The sequence below is a fragment of the Pseudomonas sp. zfem002 genome (genome assembly GCF_032621685.1).
GTDB lineage: Bacteria > Pseudomonadota > Gammaproteobacteria > Pseudomonadales > Pseudomonadaceae > Aquipseudomonas > Aquipseudomonas japonica.
The window spans coordinates 1-23,564 of sequence record NZ_JAVYJH010000021.1 but is presented as its reverse complement, the minus strand read 5'-3'; the positions used below and the strand labels follow the sequence as shown (position 1 = coordinate 23,564).

Sequence of the window (23,564 nt, the reverse complement as noted above, 5' to 3'; positions counted from 1 at the left end):
GTCTCCTGCTGCCTGCTGACTGCCTGCCTCGCGAACTGGTTGGGAGACGGCTTGACGATGACTTAGGGGTTTGAGGGCTTTGTTGGTATATCGGACGGAGGCCCTCTCGCAGCCTCCGTATCCTTTGGCACTAGGTTTCTTACTCGTTGTTGGCCAACCGACTCAATAGCGTCCTAGCTGTCACCAGAGCCAAGTGCAGTCTTAAGGTTGAGTGATCTTCATCCGAAAGTCCTTTGTGCGAGCCATCCGAATGCAACATTTTCAGTAACCCGTTCAGCATTCCTTTCCCATCCTGATTCCATTCTGAACGACTCTCGGAGAGAAAACCGCACTTCGCTAGGGCTTGGAACCCGTTGTTCAGGGAAGGATTTCCGGGTAAGTAAGCGGCCGCGATTCGTGTCGCTATTTCCAAGATAAGGCTTTCAAGGAATGTCCTGATTTGGGCATTGGCAGCAGCCCAATCACCCCTTGTATGGGCGTCAATCGCCTGGTCAAGGTGGCCGCAAGATCTGGAGAAGCCGAAGTCTTTCAGGTGCCGGTGCACTTGGTCATCACCAGCAGCCAAATCCACATTTTGTGGCAGGCTTCGTCTCAGCCATGGCGGATTCCCTTGACCACAGTCTCCTGCGTCCCATGAGACCGTAAAGCCATCTCGCGCTAGGCATCGCTCAAGTTGACTCTGCTCCGCGTATCTGGCAGGCGAACTCATGAGACGAACTGCCTCTCGGACTACAGCCTCGCCAAGAGTCATTTGCCCCTCGCGGGCCCAGAAAACTCGCTCCGCATGCTCTAATAGTGCTTTATTGAACACCACTCTCTTCTTCGATACGGACAAGTCACTTCCTGAGGGCACCCATCGTTCCAACTCGAGGCGCTGAACCATCAGGTCAAAACCAGCGCTTGTCCCTGCTTCCTGTATCAGGTCTGAAGCTGCCAGCAGCGTTTGGCGAGTGAAATGCAGTTGATCAGACATCACGTACCTCAACGTGTAGTAGTTGCTCGATCACAGGCAGTTATGGATCCTTTGCATGAATACCTTCCCTGCACCATCATGAGCTCATACCGTGCCATTTCAGGCTATGAAGGCACAAGACCGAGACGCCTCGGATACGCCGAATCAAAATGGATTGAGCAGCGAACACGAAGAAGTGATAGCTACAAAAACTCAGCCAAAAGCCTCTAGGATAAGAGGTTGAATGACGGTGGCTGGCCCATGTAAGAAGTGCTCCTGATTACTGATTTCGAAGCGTACAGGATTGACTTGTACCACTGTAGCTCCCGTGCTGAGCGCTCTTAACGGAAGCTCCGCGGCCGGATACACGACACCAGATGTACCGATTGAGAAGAACAGATCACATTCGCCGGCCGCCTTCAGACGTGCGCTCCAGGCCGGCTCCGGAAGCATCTCCCCAAACCAGACGACTCCGGGCCTGATATATCCGTCACATGTCTCACACCGCGGTGGCTCAAGGCGGCATCCATCCCCAGGCAAATCATCAGAGGGAAGGGGCGTCATGTGAGCATTGCCGCAGTCGATGCACCTAGGTGAGTGAAGGCTGCCGTGAAGGTGGATCACGTCTTGGCTCCCAGCACGCTCGTGCAGGTCATCTACGTTCTGAGTCACGACTGTCAGCTTAGGAACGTGCTGAGCGAATTCAGCTATCGCGAGATGTGCTGCATTTGGCTGCGCTTGGAGCACTTTCAACCTACGCCACTCATACCATCCCCAGCATAGGCTCGGATCCGCTCGGTATGCCTCGGCAGTTGCCAGTTGGCCAGGATCGAATCGAGACCAAAGGCCGGTCAATGCATCTCTGAATGTTGGGATTCCACTCTCCGCCGACACGCCGGCGCCGGTGAAAATGACGACGTGCTTTGCTCCTGCAACAGCTTAGCGATGGTTGTGAGCGGCATTGAGCTGTCCTAGGAGTCGTTTCCTAGAGGTTACCGGAGCCCACGTGTTTGGTCATTGCGCAATACTGAGGGATCGAGCAGCAGCGCTTGTGTAAAGTCACATAGGTGTCCAGAAAATCAAGCTGGCGCTCAGACGTAGATAAGTCCATGCAGAGGTGTTTCACGTCGAAAACAACTGTATATATGTACAGTTTCATTGTCAGTAACGGAGAAACGCATATCGATTGAGCAGATTTTGCATCGCTGGTACCGGTTGGACGGTGCGGAACAGGACATTCCGTGAATGCCACCTCATACCTCGTCAGCCCCAAGACACGGGCTTTCAAGCTTAACCATGCTGCCTTTTCTGGACAGATATGAGACGGGAGAGTGCTCTGAGCACCAGATCTACCGACAGGAGAAATAAGCTGTATTTATATACAGTTATCCAGCACTAGGGCCAATCATTGAGTCTGATGGGGTAGGCGCGTCGTTTTCCAAAATGCTACGGTGAAGCTCGCGAGACGCCATCCACCCCATTTAGAGGCACCAATGAAAAGGTCAGGACGTCGGCAGCGCGCAAGGGAAAGCATCGTGAGAATGATCGCTAAGATTCAGAGACTTGAAGCAGGGCATCGGTCTGGGCAACCTCGTATCTCTGAACGTTTGAAGGAAATGTTCGGAGCCATCTTTCGGGCTCCGCAGGGTGCCGAGTCGACCCGGCGTTTACAGCAGGGCAGATGACTTAGCCGAACACGGCTTACCTTCCGATTTTTTGGACAAAAACCGTCCGAGCCTCTGAGCGACCTGCTGGCGCGGATGCAAGCGTTAGCACTGTAGCTCAGCAGCTGGCGCCTACTGCTTTTTAAGCGAATAGGCCGAAGCTCTCCGAATTTCTCTACCTGCATCTACAACAGGTACCGCGAGCGAGCGGAGCGCGCTAGGCGCGAGGATCGAAGCCCGTAGGGCCAAGACGAAAGCGAAGCGGCCGGCTTGGTTCACGAGAGCCGACACAACGGGCACGTCCTGGACAGCTCTTTATGCGTACATCGCTGTAGAAGATACGTGAAATTCCGTAGTCCTTAATGTCTTCTTCAGGCTCAAACCCACTGTCTGCATGGCGCGGGGAGGGCACGTCTTCCTCGAACTCACCGAGGTACTCTTCACGTTCAAACAGGAGGAAAGGGCCATCGTCGATACGCTGTTGCATGGCGTATTGCGAGGGGCGCATGGAAGGCATATTGGTATCGTCCCTGATCAATAAAGAGGTCGGTGTCGCTAGGTCGTCGGACGCTTGATACCGAGTCTAACGAGCTGCTTGAGCTCCGGAAAGGCGGGCACCAAAATGCCTATACGCCGGGGCCATTGATGAGCATCTGTCAAGCCAACTCGGTCTATTCACTCAATCAGAAAGACCGAGGTTCAAGGAGAAAGGCATGAAGCCCACTGACGCGATACGAGGAAAGCTAGGGGAGATTCGGCGGCTCATCGAAGCCTATGGCTTCATTGAGCCGAAACTCTTCGGCTCTGCCGCTCGAGGCGACGATCACGAAGGAAGTGATCTCGATCTGCTCGCCGCCATCCCTCCAGCAATGGTGGGCAAGATTTCCCTGTTCGACATCGCCGAGCTCGAAGACGAGCTTCAGGCATTGTTAGGCGTGCCGGTCGACTTCCACGTCCACAACAACATGCCTGAGCACCTCAGGCCATCCCTCGAGCAGGAAATGGTTAGGCTCTAGGGATTCTCCGATCAAGTCAGCACAGACCATCTGAGCTGTGCTGAAATAGCCCTCCGCCCAACTGCCCCCCGAGCAAGCCTCCACCCCATGAGTCAGATGAGTTTTTCCGATTTCGAGTACGCCGGTAAGCGCAAGCAAACTGAGGAAGTGATATGGCGCGCGGCTCACACATGACCCAGCGATACGGTGGGCAGCAGGGCGGTTTCGCCGAGGCTATCCGGGCATTCGCCGAACAGGCAGAGCAAGCCCTGGACGCTACCTTTCGCGAGATCGTGATCGAGATCGGCAGCAGCGTTATCCGCATGTCGCCGGTAGGTAACCCGGAGATCTGGGCTGCCAACGTGGCCCACCGGACCAAGGCCAACAAAGCCGCGGATGACTACGACTTCAAGGTCGCGATCCGCAACACCCTGATCAACCTGAACCAGGACAGCTTCACCAAGGCCGGCAGACTGCGCAAGGGCGTGAAGTACGCCAAGCCTCTGACCAAGACAGAGCGCGAGCAGAACTTCGCCACCAATGGCCTGGTGGCTGGCCAGGGTTACGTCGGCGGACGGTTTCGGGGCAACTGGCAGTTCTCCATCGATTCGCCGGCGACCGGTGAACTGGATCGCGTCGATCGATCGGGGAACGAGACTATCGCTCAACTGAAAGCGCAAGTTGCTGCACTCACAATCGGCCAGACGGCCTATATCGTGAACAACCTAATCTACGCGGTGCCTTTGGAATACGGCCACTCAACCCAGGCACCAGCCGGCATGGTCCGAGTCACCCTGGCCAACTTCCAGCGCATCGTTGACGAAGCCATCAGGAAGAACAGCGTATGAGCCACGCACGAGCCCGGCAGGCCATCGAGATCAAGCTGATGGCCTGGGCCTCAGCACGCCCGATTCGGGTGGCGAACTTCGAACAAGGGTTCGAGGCCCAGGCTGGTGAAACATACCTGCAGGCCTTCCAGCTCCCGGCTGGCACTACCTGCCGCTACCTGGGCGGCGAGGCCTACGAGTACACCGGTGTCTACCAGATCAGCATCATCTGTCCAGCAGGCCAGGCGCTGGCGGCTGCCGAAGCTCTGGTCGAAGACCTTTCGGGCCTGTTCCGGGTCGACTCGCCCCTCAGTCGCAACGGCTTCGACGGCATCGTCACGGACCCACTCGAGCAGGGGCCAACCATCACCGAGTCGGTGACCTACACCGTGCCGACCAGCTTCACCTACCGCGGCATCGCGGACCAACCGCCCGCTGGGGCATAACCAACCGCCGCCCGGCGGGCTATCAAGAGGAAACTTCCATGGCCGCACGCTTCCCGCTGCCGAACGGCGCTATCGTTGAGATCGCCGCGACCCTGGGGGCCGCTGTCCCCTTCACCGCAATCACCAATGCTACTCCCCCGGTACTGAGCGCTGTAGGCCACAGCTTGACTGCGCAAAGCGTCGTTCTGATCGACTCCGGCTGGGCCAAGCTCACCGACCGAGCGGCGCGCGTGGTCAATTCACTGGCCGACAGCTTCGGCCTGGGCAGCATCAGCACCTCCAATACCGAGATTTACACCCCAGGCGCTGGCCTGGGCTCTGTGATCCCGGTCACCGACTGGGTGCAGATCTCCAAGGTAACCGGCTTCACCCCGTCTGGCGGTGAGCAGCAGTTCGCGACCATCGGCTACCTGGAAGATGATGACGACCGGCAGTTCCCGACCAACCGCAACCCGCTGAGCCTGGCGATCGTCGTCGAGGATCAGCCCACCGCTCCCTACGTCGGCGCTGTCGAGGGCTTCGACGAGTCGAAGGAACTGACCGTGGTGCGCCTGAAGCTGCGCAACGGTGACCAGATCCTCTACCCAGGCTACGTCAGCATCACGACCACCCCAACCATGGAGCGGAACAACGTCATGACCCGCACCATCAGCGTCGGACTGTCGGGCCGCCCACTGCGTTACCTGGCTGGCTAAGGAGCCCTTATGGCAAAAATCAAGATCGCGCAGAACCCGACGTTTACCGCCGAGGTGCTGGTGCCGCGCATCGGTGCTGAGTCGGTACCAGTGAGCTTTCAGTTCCGCTACATGGACCGGGTGGCCTTGGCTGCCCTGTTCGACCGCTGGAACAAAGCCCGCGATGCCTGGGCCGAACAGGCGAAGAAGGATGGAGCTTCCTGGGAGGAGGTCACCGCCGGTGAGATCGCCCTCCAAGCCAAGCAGCTCGAAGAGATCGTCACTGGCTGGGACCTGGAAGACGAGTTCAGCAGCGAGGCGATCGCTGACCTGGTCCGCACCTGCACCGGCGCTCCGAAGGCGGTCATCGATGCCTTCCAGTCAGCTTACAGCCCGGCCCGCCTGGGAAACTGAGGGCGGCGGCCAGGGCCTGCTACGAGCGAGGCCCGTCCGCCGAGCAACTGGCGGCTTTGGGCCTGACCCCGGATGACATCGAGGAGGAAGAGGTGGAGGTCTGGCCTGACGCTTGGCCCGCCTTCCGCCTGTTCGATGCCATGGGTACCCAGTGGCGTCTGGGGCCCGGCGGTCCTTCGGGCCTCGACTACACCGCCATTCCCTCCACAGCTGCAATGCTCGGCATCAAGCGCCGTGACCTCACTGACATTTTCCCCGATCTCCGCATCATGGAACACGAAGCTCTGGCCGTGATGGCTGAAGCGGCGGAGTAGGGCAACGACTGACGCGGCCAGGCTGCAGGAGAGCGGTATGCAAAAGCGCATAGATGGAAGCCATGAGCCGTTTGTGATTGTTTCGGTTCATGGCTTACGAATCGATATGCGGAAAGGAACGATAACGTTCCCGGGACTCACTGACCCCGGAAGAAGGATCGAGCCTGCTGCTGGTCATTCAGAAGAAATCGAAGCGGTGCCGAAAACGCAGTCTCTGTGATCTCGTTATCTGGGATTTCAGAAAGCGGCCAGCCATGCTGTAGGGCATGAGTGAGCATCTGCTCCATGATCTTTGGTGTATAGCCAGGGATCTCACGTAAAGCAGCGGAGATGGCTCCCAGAGCCACCGCGTTACCAGCCTTTAACGCCTGGAACTCATCCTTCAGGCTGCTCAGCTCTGCGGTGAGCTGGGCGATCTGCTCGTTTTGGTCTGACATTTGAACTCCTATCCATGGGCTGCTCGCAACGGACCGGGTGATTGGTTATACGGCAATAGAGCCTGGGTAGCTCTTTAGATACAGGCTCAGATCATCTTGATCCCATCCTGTGGTTGGGCCGGATTGTGAGAGAAAGAAGGTGTTCGCCGACCGGTTGTCCCCAACATATGCCGCCACGGTGTGCATCCCTGCGTACGGAAGAAAAACGTTTCCGTTGGAAAATTTGGACGGATTTCCTCTTGCCTCGAGGAAGACAGTGAGGCTTCCAACTGCAATTTGGCGATCTCGGAACAAACGCTTCCATGTTTCCGGGCCAAAAGCCCTGCTGAATTGCGTTTCGAGGTTCCCGATTGGGCCAGGAGAAACTAGAAGCAGCTGAGCTGAACCGTTTGCCGCGACTCCGAACATCCTCGCGAATTCCTGGGCGCTCACCGAGTAATCAGTGCTGTGGTACTGCATGAAAGGTCCTTCTCTTACAGACTGTTAGATGGCGCTAAGCTACTACGCGCCTTGGAGTGCTCGCCACTGGCTTTCCGTCCAGGGTGGATGGGTGGACAGCGGTGAGTAATTGATGTTTTCGCTTGCAACCATCGGTCTGATATAAAACTTCTCTGGTCGTTGTCGGAGCACACTCGATATAGCTCAGAACTTCTGAGCATTGAGAGGTGCGTATGACCAGAGACAGGGATAACGGACAGGGTGGCAAGCCAGCCGGTAATGACAGTTGGCCAACCGGTCGAGACGAGGATGCCAAGATGGCCCGCTCAGAGGATCGCGACGATTATGTCGAGAGCCCACCCTTTCGAAGCAGGCAGAGGCAGGGCCCGCCGGACCCATCGAGGACAACCGATGCAGAGCGCTATAGCTATCACAAGCGCCCACTGGAATAATTGCCAAGTCTAAAGGCTCACTGATTCAAGGCGAGCACTACTGACAGAAGCCCAGCCCCGCGCTGGGCTTTTAATTTGGGCCGCTGTTTTTTCACGTACCACTCTGACTGCGCCGGTTAATTCTGCCTCGGCATCAGCCGTAGATTCGTCAGCTACCCATCCCCAGTTTGGACTAAGTGACAGACCTGCAATTGCCTTCAGGCGCATATCGTCTGCGGTGATTCCGTATTGTTCAGACGCTGACAGCGCGGCATACAACGCTTGTTCTAAGGCGGCGATACGCTTGGACTCGGCGCTCATGCTTCGTACTCCTTCCATTCTGAAGCACGTTACTGCGCCCCATATCTCTGGTGACTATACGCCCTGCAGGTGGTGCGGAAGGGAAAACGAATGCCCGACGGCTGGCGCTTGGCTTCGGTGACCGGCTTGGACTCACCCCTGGCCACGACGCTTCCACGCATAGTGCTCCCACAGCGCGCTGGTGTGGAAAGCCCGCAACAGGTGCATGCTCCGTAGTTCTTCGATCTGGGCTATGGCCTCAGCCCGATCTCGGGCGCGGATCGCAGCCACAGCCTCCGCCCAGTGCTCCAGCGCCTCGGCAAATCTCCGCTTCTCATCGTCGGGCATCTTCGCACCCTTCATGTGAGTGATTGGGGAGGGTAAGGATAGACCGGATGGGAGGACGGGTAGGGTTGCTTGTCGGCAGGGCGGAAACGAAAAACCTGGCGCGGGGCTTTGCATCCGGCACTCAGTTATTGAGCAGCTCGCACATTTTAGAAAACTTGAGGATGTCGTTCACTGCACTTGCTTCAGGAACGGTGATGCAGGCCAGTAGGCCCTCGATTGCACCACGTGCGCCTTTTCGAATAGGGCTCCCGTGAGGGATTAGGTAATCAGCAACCTGGTATCGCTCGAGTGGCCAGGCCTGCAAGGCTTCCAAGAGCAGTTCTCGCATCTTGGCGACAGCATATGGCCCATCAGCTGGATCGCGGAGTGCCTGCCTCAGTTTCGTGAAGTCGTGCTGCATTGCCGGCCTCCTGGCTTGGCGTGAAAAGCCCGGCGCTTGGCCGGGCTTTTGGATTCATAACTCGTCAAAACGTATCCAGACTGAGTCGGGACCATCCCACTCAATCATGTAGCCAGCCGACTCGAGCCAAGACGAGAAGCCTTCCATTAGAACGGTCAGGTCATGCTCTGGAAGGGCCTCTAGTTCCAGGTCACCAAGCTGTATGTCTGCGGTCGCATGGCCCATCGATACTGCTCTGTTAATACCGTCAAGAATCCTCTTCTTGACCGTCGCCGGGATGCTCTGCCTGGCGATCGACGACATCTCCTTTGCCTTCGAGGCGGGCATCAGCTCGTCTGCCGGAGCTTCATTGATGAAGCTCAGATCCAGGCGGGCCAAGATTTCCGCCGTCGCTGACCGCCCGTTTTCTTTGGCTGCGGCCATGACCTTGTCACGCAAAGCTTCAGGGATACGCAGGTTGAATTGAGGGTCGGTACGGCTCACGAATACCACGCAATGTAAAGTTGACAGGTATTACAAGGATGCACCACGGTGGTATTGACATCAATGAACCACCGTTCTACATTTCCCTTGTAAACAACGGTGATGCATCAGGAGGAGAGCATGGCCAGAAAAGACCCGCAGTTCAATCTGCGCTTGCCGGAGGAGTTAAAGCAATGGGTGGAGGTCCAGGCGCAGAAAAATCACCGATCGCAGACGGCGGAGCTGGTTTATCTGATTTCGGAGGAAAAACGGAAGCAGGAGCAGGCAGCAGCCTGAAGCGAAGAAGCCCCGACGAGGTGAGAGTCGTCAGGGCTTCGGGAAACGAGATCAACTTCGAGGAAGAAATCGTCATGGCGAATAATAGCACAAACGTGGTCCCGTTCAATTTCGGCAAGCACCAGGTGCGCACGCTGCTGATCGATGATCAGCCGTGGTTTGTTGCCACCGACGTAGCTTTCGCGTTGCTTTACGCGGAAGCCAAGGACATGACACGCAATCTGGACGACGACGAGAAGGGTCGGCAGATTGTGCCGACCCCCGGCGGCGACCAAGAATTGCTGGTCATCAATGAGTCCGGCCTGTACTCGGCAATCCTGCGCAGCCGCAAGGCTGAGGCCAAGCGCTTCAAGAAGTGGGTGACTGCTGAGGTATTGCCAGCGATCCGCAAACATGGTCGCTACGAAGACCGCCAAGCCAAGATGCCAACCCTCATTGACGAGCTGATCGGCATGAGCGAGCTGGGCGTCATTAAGGGCCTCATCAGGGACAAGGGCAAGGCGATCGCAGCAGACAAACGCCAGAGCTTCGCGCTGACCATGCACAACCGTCTGCACACCCGCTTCAACGTGCCGCGCACCGAGCTGATCCCGGCTGGCCAGTTCGAATCGGCATGCAATTTCATCGCAGCATATGCCCTTGAGGGTGAGTACATCGAGGCGCTGCCAAAGGATGGCGTCACGCTTGATCAGTACGAAACCCATCACCTTTATCTGCTGATGTCGCGCTTCGCCGCTATGTTCAAGCACAAGAACGACATGCTTGCAGCCTCCAGGGCTCTCGGATCTAAGCCGCTCATGGGTTTTTTCGAGCAACTGAAAGAGGGCGACCGCTCTTTTGAGGTCCTTGATCGTCGTCGCGGCGAGATTTATGGAGCATACAGCGCTACTGGATGCCAAGGTGGTTACGCATGGAGGGCCGCAGCATGAGCGCGCTGATGACTGTTCCGTTCCATGGTGTGCAGCTCTACTTGGTAGAGCATCAGGGCCAGCCCTATGTTCCGATGCGTCCAATGGTTGAGGGCATGGGGATTGACTGGTCCTACCAGTCCAGAAAGCTGAATGCCTCAAAGCGTCGGTATGGTGTTGCTGTCATAGCAACACCTTCGGCGGGTGGCGAGCAGGAGTCGGTTTGTATCCCGCTCCGGAAGCTTCCCGGATGGCTCGGTACCCTGGAGCCGGCGCGGGTGAAGAATCCCGAAGCTCGGAAGAAGATTGAAGAGTTCCAGGATGAATGTGATGACGCGCTGTGGCAGTACTGGAACGATGGCCACGCTGTAAACCCGCGCTCCCAGCAGCCAGCAGCCAATGACTCTGCTATCGAGTTCGCTAAGTTGGCGCTGGAGCACCTGCCGAACCTTGGTGGCACCAGCAAGCAAGCGTTGCTCAGCCATATCTCGGAGCTGGCCTATGGTCAGCGCCTGATTCCACTGCCGAAGGTCGAGGAAAACCTGTTGCTGGCTGGGCAGGTCGGCGAGCTGTTCAGTGTCACTGGAAACCGCATCGGCAAGCTGGCAAATCAGCATGGTATGAAAACTGAGCAGTACGGCGAGTACCGTCTAGACAAGTCGCGGTACAGCAGCAAACAGGTCGAGACATTCCACTACAACCAAGCCGCAGTGGAGCGCTTCCGCGAGCTGCTGGATGATCAAGGAGAATCCTGATGGAGAAGATTATTGAGCAGTGCTTGAGTGATGGTACGTGCGCCGGGCAGTCCGCGCTGACTGGGCGCGACGCCCCTCTTTGCGACGAAGTTACCACCTACTTTGACGACTGGCGGGCTGGTTTCAATCCAGAGCCAACGGATGACATGGTTGCTGCTTGGCTGATCGGGTTCTCCGGTGTGCTGGCCCGACACTTCCAGCTGCTGCAAAGCGACTAGGCCCCATGCCTTCCCGAGCCCCGCATCCGCGGGGTTTTGGCGCTTCCTGCTGATGGTGGTAGATTGCCCTCATCAACAAGGAGGGCGACACAATGCGGAAGTTCGTGGCAGCGGTGATCTTTGGCGGGGCATGTCAGGTGGGCGTGGCCGCTGGAAACTTGACGTATCTGTCTTGCCCGGGCATCGATGAAAGGGCGGACGACCTGCTTGTCATCATTGACCAGCCAAATGGAACTGCCTCTCTCCAAAGCCAAAAGGTTGGTTCTGGGCTGAACTTTACTGCGCCAGCTTCTTTCGGACCAACCGAAATTACCTGGCGGAGTGATTCACGCGACTTCCCTCAAAAGTTTTCCGTTGATCGCGCCAAGCTGGTGCTAAAGCGAGAGACTACAAGTCGCATGACTGGGGATGTTTACACGGATAAATCGGCGTGCTCACTGGTTAAAGCGCCAAGCAATAATCAGATTTGATTCTGTAATTTTTTCATACAAGCCACCTCCGAGTGGCTTTTTTATTGCCCGGAGAAAAGTATGGCAACCATTGCAGAGCTTGGTGTCCGCGTTAATTCTGAGGGCGCCATAGATGCAGCTAATGATCTTGATCGCCTAGTTGAGGCTGGAAGCCGAGCGGAAAAATCTGCAGCGGGTGTTGAGCAAAGCTCTAGGCGAACCGGGCAGGCACTGAAAGAGCATGCCAGGGAAACTGTCGAGGCTGCTGCAGCATTCCGTAAGCTCCAAGGCGGAGCCTCGGCGGCAGAAGCAGGCTTCTTCTCCCTTGGTAATGCCATTGAAAAAGGAAATTTCGTCCGCTCCTTGAATGCATCGAAGGAGGCAGACAAGTGGCTGGCGTCCCTGTCTGCAACTACAAAGGATGCTGGCGCTTCGTTCCTAGAGGCAGGATCTAAGCTGACACTCCTATCGACAGGTTTGAGCGGACTTGGCGCGTGGACCGGTCCGGGCGCTCCGGTGTTTGGACAGATCGGCAAGCAAAGTACGGCTGCTGCTTTGGGAATAGGTGAGTTCGGCAGAACCGCAGCGCAAACGGAAATGTCGGCTAAAGCAATGCAGGCGGCATTACGCGGCGTTCCAGCGCAGTTCACCGACATCATTGTCTCATTGCAAGGTGGTATGAACCCACTAACCGTTCTGCTTCAACAGGGCGGTCAGCTCAAGGACATGTTCGGCGGCGCGGGGCCGGCGGTTAGAGCTTTAGGTGGCTATGTTGCTGGACTGGTCAATCCGTTCTCCTTGGCGGCAGCTGCGGTTGGCACTCTGGGGCTTGCCTACTACCAGGGGAGCGAAGAGCAAGATGCCTTTCGTCAGAGTCTGGTTACAACGGGCGGCGCCGCAGGAGCCACCACCGCGGGGCTCGCGGCAATGGCCAAGCAAGTTAGCACTACCGTTGGCACAACCGGAGCTGCGGCAGCAGTTCTTGCTCAACTGGCGGGCACCGGAAAGATTGTCAGCTCGAGCTTCGATCAGATCGCAATTGCTGCCCTGTCATTCGAGAAAGCGACAGGCAAGGCCGCCTCGGAAACGGTCGCAGAGTTCGCAAAACTCGCGGATGATCCTGTTAGGGCAGTGGTGGGACTGAACGAGAAGTACAACTTCTTGACGGCGGCAGTTTTCAGTCAAATCCAGGCGTTACAGGAGCAAGGCGACACTCTAGGTGCACAGCAGGTTGCGGAAAGCGCTTACGCAGATGCCCTTGTGCGTCGGGCGAACGAAATCCAAGAAAATCTTGGATACGTAGAAAGCGCTTGGGCTTCTGTGAAGAGCGCGGCGAAAGAGGCCTGGGATGCAGTGCTAGATGTTGGTCGCGAGGACACCCTTGATGACAAGCTCAAGGACCTTCAAAAAAGGCTCAGCATCAGTGCTGGTGGGCTTGGTGGAGGCATGTTCTCTGGCTTTGAGGCCATGCAGGGAGATCCAAAGAAACTAGCAGATCAATGGACTGCTGTTTTGCAACAAGAAGTGGATGATCAAGAGAAGGCTCGGCGCGCCATGTTCGGCGCCCAGGACGAAAAACGAGGCGTGGAGCGCTATCAGGAGCTTCGTAAGGCCATTGCTGATGCTCAGCCTGATGCAGTAAAGCTTGGGGGGGCGCTGGAAAAGGTTCGCAAGGAAATCGCAGATGTTCGGTTGCGCGGCTACACCGTGACCGAAGCAGAACAGAAGCTTATTGAGGACAGCATCAGTGAGCGCTACAAGGCAAAGCCGTTGCCGCGGACTGCAGCATACCGCGAGGACGCTGGTACAAAAGCTCTAGATCAGGCTCGGCAGCAGTATGCGGTGCTGCAACAGCAGAGCGTCCTGTTTGGCACTCAAATAGGTCAGCAGCAGAAACTCGGCGAGGCCGGGCAGGCCCTGGTGAGGTGGGAGCAACAGTTGGCGGACATCAAGGACAAGAAGGTCCTGACCGCCGACCAGAAGTCATTGCTCGCCAACCAGCAGCAGATCACCGCCCAGCTCAAGAAGAACGCCGAGCTTGAAAAGGAGATGCAACTTCGCAAGGTTGCGGTAGACGATGCGCAGAAGCTCGCGGCGTTCCAGGCGAACCTGAACAGCCAGTTGCATAGGGCATCGGTAGGGCTGAGCAACAATCTGGCCGGTACCGGCTTAGGAGACCAAGCGCGGCAGCGTATTGAAGAGCGTTTCAGCATCGAGCAGCAGTATCAGCAGCAGATGGATAATCTCCTTGAGCAAAGGAACGGCGGGAAGATCAATGCTGATCTGTATGAGAAGCAGAATGCTGTACTGCAGAACGCGCTCGACCAGCGCCTGGCTATGCAGGAGCAGTATTACCTGCGTGTTGATGAGCAGCAATCCGACTGGTCTCTGGGCGCGCGCGCAGCGTTCAACACCTACCTCGAGCAGGCGCAGAACGTTGCCGGGCAGACGCGAAGCCTATTCACCAATGCCTTCAGCAACATGGAAGACGCGGTGGCCACCTTCGTGAAGACCGGGAAGCTCTCCTTCAAGGACTTTGCCGACGGCGTGATCGAGGACCTGATCCGCATCCAAGTTCGACAAGCCGCTGCTGGGTTCCTCAGCACTGCTTTCGGATTCCTGTCCGGCGGCAGCCAGTCGCTAGGGCAGGGCACCATGAGTGGCTTCAGCGAAGGAGCTTTTGTTCCGAACGCTACAGGTGGCGTGTACGACTCTCCGAGCCTTTCGAGGTACAGCAACCAGGTGCACGACAGTCCTCAATTTTTTGCATTCGCAAAGGGGGCAGGTGTATTCGCTGAAGCTGGGCCCGAGGCGATCATGCCGCTAACCAGGGCGCCAGATGGAAACCTAGGCGTGCGTGCGGTTGGTGGCGGAGCTGGCAACGCGGGATCACAGTCCGCCAGGGACTCAGCGGGCGGCCCCAATATTCAACAGATCTTCCATGTTAATGGCGATGTTAGCCAAGAGACCATCGCTATGATGCAAAACATGGTTAGGCAGGGCACCAAGCAGGCGCTTGAAATGGTCGCCAAGGATGCCAAGGCCAACGGGCCTATTACCCAAACCCTACGCAGGAGCCTTAGATGATCCTTACTGAAGATGACCGCATGGAATTGCTTGAGCAGATTTCTAGCCTTGTTTCGAGCAAAGTCTTCCAGGGGGTCACTCCTCAAATGACCGTTGACGGCTACCGCGAGCGTTGCGACGAATACGGCTTGTTGATGGGTCGCATCACTGCGGTGGTCTTGGCGGAAAGTATCGACACCGACCTTCTGTTTAGCATTCGAGAGCTGACGGCTCGCACCCAGCAAAGCGCTTGGGCTCAGCTGAGGAGCACCATCAAGCCTGGCGGCGAAATCAGCAGGATTCTTAGCGACAGCGCAAGAAAGCCGCTCGGCTAAACCTTTCCACACCCTAGGAGTCACCGCATGGCACTAGCATGGCCAGCATCGCTGCGCCCGTCTGAAATGACGTGGGGAATAGTCAACAACAGCCGCGCCTTCACCTCGACGCTCTCGAATGCCCAGCAGATTGTCGGGCAGCCGGGTGCGTATTGGCAGTGCACAATTACATTCGGACTGCTCACTCGCAAGCAGGAGCGGCAGTTGTCCTCGTTTCTGGGGGAGTTGGACGGGATGTTCGGTACGTTCAACATGCCGGCATTCACCCGCCGTCGTGCGAACAGTGTCGGCTCGCTGAAGGTCGTCAGCGGTCTAGCGCAGTCGCGCGTCATTCAGGTAGGAGGCGCTGCGCCGAACGCTCCGATGTTCTCGCTCGGCGATTACCTGACCATCGCAGGCGAGATGTTCGAAGTGGTGACGCCGGCAGTGGCTAATGCCCAAGGGCAGGCCGTGGTTCAGGTGAATAAGCGTATCCGTAAAACCCTGGTGGTCGGAGCGGTAATTGAGTACCTCAACCCGTACTCAGAGATGCGCTTGACCCAGGACACCTGGAGCATGACCGTTCGCCAAGTCGTTTCCAGTGGCAGCTACCAGTTCAGGGAGGCCTTCTGATGCCCTCGACATTTCCTTTCAGCCAGAGCGTGGTCGACATCATTTCCACTGGACGGTTCTTGAGTGTGTACGCATGCCAGCTCGACTTCGAGGATGGCCCGGTGTACGCGCACACCGGCACCGGTGACCTGGTGATCGACGGCATCACGTATCTAGGAGTAGGGCAGTTCGGCGAAGTTGGGCAGTCGCAGGAGAGCGACAACTCCAGCTCACCCATGTCCGTCGACCTGGCCCTGACCGGCCTGGACAGCTACATCATCACCGAGACCAACATCCGTGGCTGTCGAGGACGATCTGGCAAGCTCCTGTTCGTGGTGTACGACGAGCAGGGCAACTATGCGGCCGACATCCTGTTCTCTGGCCGTATGGATGCAGCCACTTTCTCCTACGCCGGTAATGGCGAGGACGGCAACAAGATCACCGTCCCGATCGTTGACCGGATGGCCGAGTGGAGCCGCACCGGTACGGAGCGCTTCACCGACGAAAACCACCGGGCCCGACACCAGGGCGACCGGTTCTTCTACGCCGTGGCCCAGATGTCCGAATGGCCAATCTACTGGGGCTCCAGCAAGGACGCACCGGTATTCACCTACGAGAAATAGCCATGCGTAACCGAGACTGGACCACACGTCTCAGCGAAGTGATCAAGGCCGCCTTAGAGCGGCCTTTTTCATGGGGTGAATTTGACTGCTGCTTGTTCGCCGCGGACTGCGCGGTGGCGGTATGCGGTACCGATCCGGCTGAGGCCTATCGCGGTACCTACAAGACCGAGGCCGGGGCAAAGCGCGCTCTGAAGAAGATTCACGGCAGCCTCGAATCGGCTTGGGACGCCTGCTTCACCCGGGTAGCCCCGGCGTTCATCCAGCGCGGTGACGTCGCTATGTATGAGGCGCCCGGTGGCAAGTCCATGGCGGTTTTCTGGGCCAACGAATTCTGGGCGACCACTGACGACGGGGTGGCCCGCGTGGTGTGCGACCCGCTTGCTGTCTGGAGAGTTGAATAATGTCAGGTGGCGTAAAGAAGCTTGCCCAGGTGGTGGTCGGCGCGGTAATCGGTTTTGTGCAGGGCGGCCCGTGGGGGGCTGTCGCTGGTGCCGCTCTGGCATTCTATGCCGCCGAGCAGCAGGAGAGGCTCAATACCAAGTCGCCCCTACGCGACAACGAGCCTTCGGCGCAGACTGTACGGTCGTCCAAGGCGCCGGCCCGGTTCATCCTCGGGCGTGTGAGTACAGGCGGCGTTCTGGTTTGGGCCCAGGAGCAGGCCGGTAATCAAACCGAAGGCGAATGGCTGCATCTGGTCTACGTGCTGTGCGAAGGCGCCGTCGACGGCCTAGAGAACATTTACCTGGGCGAGGAGGAGATCGCTACCTACGGCGGATATGCCTCCTACGAGCTGGTGGTCAACCCGACTACGGTGAATGCGTTCCTGAAGGCCAACTGTCCGGATTGGAAGGACGAGCAGATCGGTCGCGGCCTGTCGTTCGTGCGCCTGTCGCTCAAGTACAACGCTGAAAGGTTCCCTGCCGGCATTCCCGACGCGCGCTTTATCGTGCGCGGCCGCAACGACATCTACGACCCGCGTACTGGGATGTCCATCTACACGGAAAACACCGCTCTCCACATTTTGTGGTTTCTGCGCAACCGCTGCGGTGTGCCGGACGACGAGATTGTGTTTGAGACCTTCGCCAGCGGCGCTAACGTCTGTGACGAATCGGTTGGCAACCCAGATGGCACCACCAGCTCGCGCTACCGTAGCGGTTGTGTCATCGGGGCAGACGAGCAGCGTACCAACGTGCTGCAAAAACTTGAGGTAGCTTGCGGTGGCAAGGCCATTCGCGTGGGTGGACGCTGGACTTTCCAGGCCGGCGCCTATTACGGGCCGTACGACTTCGAAATCACTGAAGACATGGTGATCGGCACCATTACTGGTAGCACCGAGCCAACCAATGACGCGGCCATCAACACTGTGCGCGGCACTTTCATCGACCCATCGCAGTCGTGGACTGAGACCGATTACCCAGAGGTGAGCATCGCCGATTGGGTGGTAGCGGATGGCGGCGAGGCCGCCGAGACCCTTACTTTCTCCTACGTCAGCAATGCCTATCAGGCCCAGCGCCTGGCCAACATCGAACTGCGCAAGCGCCGCGCTGGTGGCACCATCAATGTGCCGATGAATTTCCTTGGCTACAGCTGCCGCCCAGGCCGCGTCGTGCGTGTAAACCTGCCGTCGTTGAATATCCTCGGCGAGTTCATCGTCACCAATTGGAGCATGGGTGCGAGCGATGGGTGCACAGCATCGTTGCAACAGTACGAGGCTGCCCAATTCGATGACGCTGTCGGTCAGCCCTACAACCCGATCGGCTTCATCAATCTCCCGGCCGGCGGACTGGGCAGCCCAACCGGGCTTGCATGGACAGTTGACGATTCAGCGGAAGTAACTCAGGGGATTCTGAGTTGGGTGCAGCCGGCAGGCATCGTGAGCGCATACGCTGTCACCGTGCGCCAGGGCGCCGGCGCCGTGCAGGCCCAGCAGGTGCCGGCTACCACCCTGCAGTTGCCGCTGTCCGGTCTACCCTCCGGCAACTACGTCATGAGTGTTGCAGCTCTGGGTCCTCTCACTCGATCTGGTGAGGCGAGCATCACCGTGAGCATCGGCGGCCCGCCGATCCCCGAGGCGTGTGTGGTGCAGGCCACCATCGACACCATTACGCTGATACCCAGCAATGTGCTGCACGGGCTCAACGGTGGCACCTACGAGTATTACTTCTCGACCAATCCGCAGGCCACGGAGGGCGAGTATGTTGGCCGGGGTCTGAGTCTGACCCATACCGGACTCGCGTTCGCCACCAACTACGCCTATTTCGTTCGATCAAGGAACGCCTATGGAGTGAGTGCATTTCTCAAGGTAATAGCATCGACTTCCAATGATGTGACAGCGCTCTTGGCCGCCCTAGCCGAGAAAATTGGCAAGGGACAACTTGCCCAGGAACTGCTGAAGGAGATTGAGTTGATCTCCGGTGAAGGTCCAGAGTCTGTCAACGGGCGGATCGAAGAGGCCAAGCAAGAGCTGTACGACCGAATCGACGAATTGACTGATGCGCTCGCCTACGACGACTCCAAGGCCTACGCCATGGGCGACGTGGTCAGGGTTGGTCAGCGCCTGTTCCAGGCTCGGGCAGCGGTTCCCGCTGGCGCCGCGCCGCCAGATCCGCAGTACTGGTCGGATGTTGGAACCATCACGGAAGCAGTCGACGCGCTCGCGTTTCAGGTTCAGCGGCACGAGGCGGCTATCACCGAGCTCGATGGCAAGGTCACGGCCTCGGCAAGCCAGCTGCAGGCGCTCCAGGCGTCGGCGCGTGACGACAACGGAGAGGGCGACCTTGCTGATGCGATCGAGTCCTGGAGGTCCACGGCGCGCTTCGCTGACGAGGTGCGCGTGCAAGCCAGTAAGAACGAGGCGGTGGCAACGCACCTGACGAGCCTCGACGCCGAGGTTGCAGGCAACAAGGCTGGAATCACAACGCTTGAGCAAGTCGTTGCGAACGACCAGCAGGCCACGGCATCGAGGCTTGATCTGCTGCAGTCGGAGTTCGACGACAGTGCCGCGGCGGTCGGTACTGAGCTGGCCGCACTGGCTGACGCGGATCACGCACTGACTCAGCGTATCGAGACGAGCGAGGTCGCGATCCACGACAACGCAGTGAAGATCCAGAGCGTCGAGCAGGCCCAGTCGGATGCCGCGGAATCGATCGGCTCACTACGCACCACAGTCCAAGCAGTGCACACCATCGGTCGCGACGATGACGGAGATGGTGATCTGCGCGGCGCGATCGAGTCGTGGCAGTCCACGGCTGCGTTCGCATCGGAGGTGCGCGTACAAGCCGGCACAAACGAAGCGCTGGCGCGGAAATCCGAAACGCTGGAGGCTTCGATCAATCAAGTCGGCCAGGATGCTGCCCAGTCTGCCAATCAGCTCAGTGCATCGGTGCAACAGGTCAGTCAGGCAGTGGTCGGCGTTGACGGCAAAGTCTCTGCAATGAACACCATCAAAGCCCAGACGATCTCTGGCGGAAGGACGGTGATGGCAGGCCTGGCGCTGGGTGCGAATGGGGAAACATCGGAGATTCTCGCGTTCGCGCAGCGGTTCGCGATTGTCGACGAGTCGACCGGAGCACTTACCCTGCCATTCGTTGTTCAGGGTGGCCAGGTCTTCATCAACACTGCAATCATCAGCACGGCCTTTATCCAGCAAATTGTTGCCGGTATGACGATTCGCTCTGCTGCGGTTAACTCGCAGGGGCTCCCGCTATTGGAAATCAACTTCGCTGCCGGCACGTTCATCCTGCGCGGCCAAGACGCAAACGGCTCGACGCTGCTGAACAACGGTGGGTTGTACGTCTACGACATCAACGGAATCGAGCGGACCGCCGTAGGGAGGATGACCTGATGGCGGCTCAATACGGACTCCGGACGCGCGATGCTTCCGGTGTCGTCACGCTCGACACGACAGTCACGCCGATCCGCTCTCTCAAGATGATGACTGTCACCGGCAATGGCGCGTTCGATCAGTACTTCTCGATTCCAGAGATCAAGGCTGGCTCGTTCGTTGTGGTCGACACGCTGATTGATCGCGGCGAGAACACGTACTCACCGGCGGCCTGGTATTCCGCCGGCAGTCTTCAACTCCGGCAGCCAGGGGTGGAAACGTGGCAGGTGATGATCTTGTCCCACGGCGCAGAGTCGGCCGGCGGGGCTGAGACATATGGCATCAGGACGAGGAACAACAACATCCTGACCCAGATCGATTCTGTCAATCGAGCGCTGACCGTGCGCTACAGCGGGCAATTTCAGTTCGGGCAGCAGGCCGGGACCATCATCCTGTGGGCAGACATCAACTTCCCCGCGCCGATCACGACTTACGAGCGGCCTCTGATCTTCTTGAATGCCGCGGACTACATGATGGTCGGGAACTTCGCAGTAAAAGGCAGCCCTGGGAACTGGACGGGGTTTCGCTTGAAAGCATGGCCTTTCTCTGCCCACGGCTCTGCATGGGCACAGTTCATGACGATCAAGTGGTTCTGCTCGAGCTATGACGCAGGAGCAGTTGCAACAGGTGCATACGGTGCAAGGGTTCGCGATGCAAACGGCGGGCTGCTGTTTTCAACAACGATGAACATCACAAACCTGCTCAGTCAGCCGGCATCGAACTCGTTTGTGCAGGCCGGGCCGAGTCTGACAGCAGGCAACTGGTACGCACCGAGTCAGCAGATGTCCTGGACTGGGAGCTACGACGACTACGTGCTTGCGAACGCACTGTTCTCATGCACGAACATCGTTCAAACGACTCAGCCGATACGCGCGAACTTCGGCGGTTTCTTGCCTGGTAACCGCGGCATTTTGCAGATGTACGTCGACAACGGCTCTGGCATCAACCCGCTCACGGCGAACGGCCGCACGCTCTTTGCTGCGCGCCCAATGCGCCCCCTGTAACCAATTCAAGAGGAAGCTCTATGCCCTGGTATCGGGTAGGAACAGTCACGGCTACTGCCGGGCAAACAACAATCACCGGTGTAGGCACGAACTTCTCGGCAAACAGTCGGGTAGGCGATGCCTTCCAAGGCCCTGACGGCCGCTGGTACGAAGTGACGAACATCGCGAGCGCGACTGTCATGTCGATCTTGCCGGCGTATCAGGGCGCGACAGTCGCCGGCGGCGCGTACGGCCTCGCTCCCATGCAAGGCTACGTGAAGGAATCTGCTGATCGCCTTCGCCAGATTGTTGAACAGTGGGGCGGAACGCTCGCCAGCCTCGGTGCGGTGGCAACTGAGAACATCGTCCCAATAGCAAAAGGTGGGACCGCGGCTACAACCGCTGCTGCAGCAAGAGCGAACCTCGGTCTGGGTGACGCCGCAACCAGGACTGTGGGGGTTGGCACCGGCAACGTCATGGCGGTCGGTGCTGGTGGACTGCTGGGCGCTGCTCCCGCCAGCACCGACCTCCACGTCGTCGGCAATACCGAGTTCCGAAGCTCAGGTCTCGCAACAAACTCGCCACCTGGTGGCGCAGGGTACTACACGCTGATCAACATCCGCGCGGGCATCGACAATCGGTGGACGACCATCTTTGCGCAGGAGATCAACAGCTACCGCCTGGCATTCAAGACGATCGCTGTTGACCAATCGTCGACGACAAACTGGTCGATGATCTATCACACCAACAACACAACCCGCGCCGCTGACGGCACGCTGAAGGCGATCTGATATGGCAACGAGAGCAGCAATCAACATTCTGGGTGATGGCTCGATCATCGATATCACATCGCTCGGCAAATCCGACATCACTATCGATCACCCCGGCCCTGGCCAATACCTGGTCCACGGCACGCTCGGCATGGCGCCGCCACCCGAGGGCTGGGGCTATGTCATCAACCAGCTCGACGCCGGCGCCTCTGTTGCCATGTCGTTCGTCGACGGCGTGCTCGCGGTCAGCGTCGAGAAAGAGGGGGAGCCCGCAGACCTTCTACACAGCATCACGCTGCACGTCAGTGTTGAGGACCTGCCGCCGCCGGAGATCCCTGAACCCGTTCCGCCGACGCCAGAGGATGAGCTCCTCGAGGTGCAGGCCGAGACCTCTCGCCGCCGTGCAGCGGCCGATGTCGCGATCGTGCCGCTGCAGGATGCCGTCGACCTCGACGAAGCGACCGAAGCCGAGCTCGCGCTGCTGAAAGAGTGGAAGCGCTACCGCGTCGCCCTCAACCGCTTGCCTGAACAACCTGGCTATCCCTCCGACATCGACTGGCCTGCACCACCGGCCTGATCACCTCGAATCAACCGACCGCCGCCTGGCGGTATTTTTTTGCCTGGAGAGAACCCGATGCGTACATCGCAACGCGGCTTGAACATGATCAAGTCGTTCGAAGGCCTGCGCCTGCATGCGTACCAAGATTCCGCCGGCGTCTGGACAATCGGCTACGGGGCGACCCGTGGCGTGAAGGCTGGCATGTCGATCACCAGGGAGCAGGCTGAGCGCATGCTGCTGAACGACGTGCAGCGCTTCGAGCAGGAAGTGCAGCGCCTGGTCACTGTGCCGCTGAGCAGCGGCCAGTGGGATGCCCTGATCTGCTTCACCTACAACCTGGGAGCGGCGAACCTTGAATCGTCGACGCTGCTGCGCCTGCTCAATTCCGGCGACTACCTCGGTGCCGCAGAGCAGTTCCCGCGCTGGAACAAGGCCGCCGGCAAGGTCCTGCCGGGCCTGGTACGGAGGCGCGCCGCCGAGCGCGACCTGTTCCTGGAGGCGGCATGATCACCGGTCGCACTATCGGCGCCGCGGTTACGCTGCTGCTGATAGCGGCCTCGTACTGGGCTGCATACGACCACGGCCGGATCGTTGAGCGGGCAGGGTGGGAGGCCCGCTGGGCGGAGCGTGACAGTCAAGACAGTGCTGCAACGGCCGCGGCCCAGGCCGCTGCGCGGCATGAAGAACAGCGCCGCCAAGCGGCGCAGGAGGAAGCGAGAAATGAGGCGCGCACCAAACAGAAAGCCGCTTACGACGATGCTGCTGGTGCTGACGCTGCTGGCCAGCGGCTGCGCGACGAAGCAGCAAAGCTCGCCGGTTCCGTCAGCTGCCCCGGCCCAAATACCGCCGCTGTCATGTTTTGGAATGGAAAATAGCTGGAGGGGCGCAGGTAACGGGGCTTCCCCTATCGGATTGCAAATCCGTCTACGCCGGTTCGATTCCGACCTCGGCCTCCACTATTCAAAGCCCCGCAGATTAACGTCTGCGGGGCTTTTTAGTTTGGGCGGAAAAGCCCGAGAGTTCCG

General features: G+C 58.5%; 30 protein-coding genes. 22 read left to right on the top strand and 8 right to left on the bottom strand.

Going from position 1 to position 23,564, the window contains the following annotated elements; translation table 11 throughout:
• Positions 1-139 precede the first annotated feature (139 nt).
• Together RTI28_RS21720 and RTI28_RS21715 are read right to left on the bottom strand one after the other, a co-directional pair.
• Positions 140-973 (bottom strand): hypothetical protein, encoded by an 834-nt coding sequence (locus RTI28_RS21720; RefSeq protein ID WP_316922342.1) that lies wholly within the window; start codon positions 971-973, stop codon positions 140-142.
• 192 nt (positions 974-1,165) lie between these two features.
• Positions 1,166-1,864: an NAD-dependent deacylase gene (locus RTI28_RS21715; RefSeq protein WP_316922469.1), complete on the bottom strand. Its 699-nt coding sequence runs from the start codon at positions 1,862-1,864 to the stop codon at positions 1,166-1,168.
• Positions 1,865-3,329: 1,465 nt separating this feature from the next.
• On the opposite strand from RTI28_RS21715, the gene RTI28_RS21710 reads away from it, so the two are divergent.
• The 6 genes from RTI28_RS21710 to RTI28_RS21685 all read left to right on the top strand — a co-directional run bounded on the left by RTI28_RS21710 (position 3,330) and on the right by RTI28_RS21685 (position 6,286).
• A complete protein-coding gene (locus tag RTI28_RS21710; protein ID WP_316922341.1) occupies positions 3,330-3,632 on the top strand; it encodes a nucleotidyltransferase family protein in 303 nt (100 codons plus the stop codon).
• 152 nt (positions 3,633-3,784) lie between these two features.
• Complete coding sequence (locus RTI28_RS21705) at positions 3,785-4,459, top strand: hypothetical protein (RefSeq protein ID WP_316922340.1); 675 nt, start codon at positions 3,785-3,787, stop codon at positions 4,457-4,459.
• Positions 4,456-4,884, top strand: a complete 429-nt coding sequence (locus RTI28_RS21700; RefSeq protein ID WP_316922339.1) for a phage tail terminator-like protein — start codon at positions 4,456-4,458, stop codon at positions 4,882-4,884. The genes RTI28_RS21705 and RTI28_RS21700 overlap by 4 nt, the downstream gene beginning before the upstream one ends.
• A gap of 38 nt (positions 4,885-4,922) precedes the next feature.
• Entirely contained in the window at positions 4,923-5,579 is a 657-nt protein-coding gene (locus tag RTI28_RS21695; RefSeq protein ID WP_316922338.1) for a phage tail protein, read from the top strand.
• Between the two features lie 9 nt (positions 5,580-5,588).
• Complete coding sequence (locus tag RTI28_RS21690; protein WP_316922337.1) at positions 5,589-5,972, top strand: phage tail assembly chaperone; 384 nt, start codon at positions 5,589-5,591, stop codon at positions 5,970-5,972.
• A 62-nt stretch (positions 5,973-6,034) separates the two neighbouring features.
• Positions 6,035-6,286 carry a DUF1799 domain-containing protein gene (locus RTI28_RS21685; protein WP_410479030.1) on the top strand — a complete coding sequence of 84 codons (252 nt, stop codon included), beginning with the start codon at positions 6,035-6,037 and terminating at the stop codon, positions 6,284-6,286.
• A gap of 137 nt (positions 6,287-6,423) precedes the next feature.
• On the opposite strand, the gene RTI28_RS21680 is transcribed toward RTI28_RS21685, so the two are convergent.
• The 6 genes from RTI28_RS21680 to RTI28_RS21655 all read right to left on the bottom strand — a co-directional run bounded on the left by RTI28_RS21680 (position 6,424) and on the right by RTI28_RS21655 (position 9,123).
• Positions 6,424-6,723 carry a hypothetical protein gene (locus tag RTI28_RS21680; protein ID WP_316922336.1) on the bottom strand — a complete coding sequence of 100 codons (300 nt, stop codon included), beginning with the start codon at positions 6,721-6,723 and terminating at the stop codon, positions 6,424-6,426.
• Between the two features lie 45 nt (positions 6,724-6,768).
• The gene (locus RTI28_RS21675; RefSeq protein ID WP_316922335.1) at positions 6,769-7,182 is read right to left on the bottom strand and encodes a hypothetical protein; all 414 of its coding nucleotides are present in this window, start codon (positions 7,180-7,182) and stop codon (positions 6,769-6,771) included.
• A gap of 440 nt (positions 7,183-7,622) precedes the next feature.
• Positions 7,623-7,913, bottom strand: coding sequence for a hypothetical protein (locus tag RTI28_RS21670; RefSeq protein ID WP_316922334.1), 291 nt, complete (start codon positions 7,911-7,913; stop codon positions 7,623-7,625).
• Between the two features lie 132 nt (positions 7,914-8,045).
• Positions 8,046-8,240, bottom strand: a complete 195-nt coding sequence (locus RTI28_RS21665; protein WP_316922333.1) for a hypothetical protein — start codon at positions 8,238-8,240, stop codon at positions 8,046-8,048.
• A gap of 121 nt (positions 8,241-8,361) precedes the next feature.
• Complete coding sequence (locus tag RTI28_RS21660) at positions 8,362-8,640, bottom strand: hypothetical protein (RefSeq protein WP_280060274.1); 279 nt, start codon at positions 8,638-8,640, stop codon at positions 8,362-8,364.
• 54 nt (positions 8,641-8,694) lie between these two features.
• Positions 8,695-9,123, bottom strand: coding sequence for an Arc family DNA-binding protein (locus tag RTI28_RS21655; RefSeq protein WP_316922332.1), 429 nt, complete (start codon positions 9,121-9,123; stop codon positions 8,695-8,697).
• A gap of 102 nt (positions 9,124-9,225) precedes the next feature.
• Here RTI28_RS21655 and RTI28_RS30465 point away from each other — a divergent pair, with 102 nt between their 5' ends.
• The 16 genes from RTI28_RS30465 to RTI28_RS21580 all read left to right on the top strand — a co-directional run bounded on the left by RTI28_RS30465 (position 9,226) and on the right by RTI28_RS21580 (position 23,414).
• Positions 9,226-9,399, top strand: a complete 174-nt coding sequence (locus RTI28_RS30465) for an Arc family DNA-binding protein (RefSeq protein ID WP_410479026.1) — start codon at positions 9,226-9,228, stop codon at positions 9,397-9,399.
• Between the two features lie 74 nt (positions 9,400-9,473).
• A complete protein-coding gene (locus RTI28_RS21650) occupies positions 9,474-10,328 on the top strand; it encodes a Bro-N domain-containing protein (RefSeq protein ID WP_410479025.1) in 855 nt (284 codons plus the stop codon).
• Positions 10,325-11,062 (top strand): phage antirepressor N-terminal domain-containing protein, encoded by a 738-nt coding sequence (locus RTI28_RS21645; protein ID WP_316922330.1) that lies wholly within the window; start codon positions 10,325-10,327, stop codon positions 11,060-11,062. Before RTI28_RS21650 ends, RTI28_RS21645 begins: the two co-directional genes overlap by 4 nt.
• The gene (locus tag RTI28_RS21640) at positions 11,062-11,280 is read left to right on the top strand and encodes a hypothetical protein (protein WP_316922329.1); all 219 of its coding nucleotides are present in this window, start codon (positions 11,062-11,064) and stop codon (positions 11,278-11,280) included. The genes RTI28_RS21645 and RTI28_RS21640 overlap by 1 nt, the downstream gene beginning before the upstream one ends.
• A gap of 92 nt (positions 11,281-11,372) precedes the next feature.
• The gene (locus RTI28_RS21635; protein WP_316922328.1) at positions 11,373-11,750 is read left to right on the top strand and encodes a hypothetical protein; all 378 of its coding nucleotides are present in this window, start codon (positions 11,373-11,375) and stop codon (positions 11,748-11,750) included.
• A gap of 60 nt (positions 11,751-11,810) precedes the next feature.
• On the top strand, positions 11,811-14,816 hold the full coding sequence (locus RTI28_RS21630) for a phage tail tape measure protein (protein WP_316922327.1): 3,006 nt from the start codon (positions 11,811-11,813) through the stop codon (positions 14,814-14,816).
• Positions 14,813-15,130 (top strand): hypothetical protein, encoded by a 318-nt coding sequence (locus tag RTI28_RS21625; protein WP_316922326.1) that lies wholly within the window; start codon positions 14,813-14,815, stop codon positions 15,128-15,130. The genes RTI28_RS21630 and RTI28_RS21625 overlap by 4 nt, the downstream gene beginning before the upstream one ends.
• A gap of 27 nt (positions 15,131-15,157) precedes the next feature.
• Positions 15,158-15,742: a hypothetical protein gene (locus tag RTI28_RS21620; RefSeq protein ID WP_316922325.1), complete on the top strand. Its 585-nt coding sequence runs from the start codon at positions 15,158-15,160 to the stop codon at positions 15,740-15,742.
• Positions 15,742-16,344 (top strand): hypothetical protein, encoded by a 603-nt coding sequence (locus tag RTI28_RS21615; RefSeq protein ID WP_316922324.1) that lies wholly within the window; start codon positions 15,742-15,744, stop codon positions 16,342-16,344. The genes RTI28_RS21620 and RTI28_RS21615 overlap by 1 nt, the downstream gene beginning before the upstream one ends.
• A gap of 2 nt (positions 16,345-16,346) precedes the next feature.
• Entirely contained in the window at positions 16,347-16,745 is a 399-nt protein-coding gene (locus RTI28_RS21610) for a DUF6950 family protein (RefSeq protein ID WP_316922323.1), read from the top strand.
• The gene (locus tag RTI28_RS21605; protein ID WP_316922322.1) at positions 16,745-20,188 is read left to right on the top strand and encodes a phage tail protein; all 3,444 of its coding nucleotides are present in this window, start codon (positions 16,745-16,747) and stop codon (positions 20,186-20,188) included. The genes RTI28_RS21610 and RTI28_RS21605 overlap by 1 nt, the downstream gene beginning before the upstream one ends.
• Positions 20,188-21,231, top strand: a complete 1,044-nt coding sequence (locus RTI28_RS21600; protein WP_316922321.1) for a hypothetical protein — start codon at positions 20,188-20,190, stop codon at positions 21,229-21,231. The genes RTI28_RS21605 and RTI28_RS21600 overlap by 1 nt, the downstream gene beginning before the upstream one ends.
• Before the next feature lie 20 nt (positions 21,232-21,251).
• Entirely contained in the window at positions 21,252-22,001 is a 750-nt protein-coding gene (locus RTI28_RS21595) for a phage tail protein (protein WP_316922320.1), read from the top strand.
• 1 nt (position 22,002) lies between these two features.
• Positions 22,003-22,557, top strand: coding sequence for a tail fiber assembly protein (locus RTI28_RS21590; RefSeq protein ID WP_316922319.1), 555 nt, complete (start codon positions 22,003-22,005; stop codon positions 22,555-22,557).
• Between the two features lie 57 nt (positions 22,558-22,614).
• Positions 22,615-23,046: a lysozyme gene (locus RTI28_RS21585; RefSeq protein ID WP_316922318.1), complete on the top strand. Its 432-nt coding sequence runs from the start codon at positions 22,615-22,617 to the stop codon at positions 23,044-23,046.
• Positions 23,043-23,414, top strand: coding sequence for a DUF2514 family protein (locus RTI28_RS21580; protein ID WP_316922317.1), 372 nt, complete (start codon positions 23,043-23,045; stop codon positions 23,412-23,414). The genes RTI28_RS21585 and RTI28_RS21580 overlap by 4 nt, the downstream gene beginning before the upstream one ends.
• Positions 23,415-23,564: the final 150 nt, after the last annotated feature.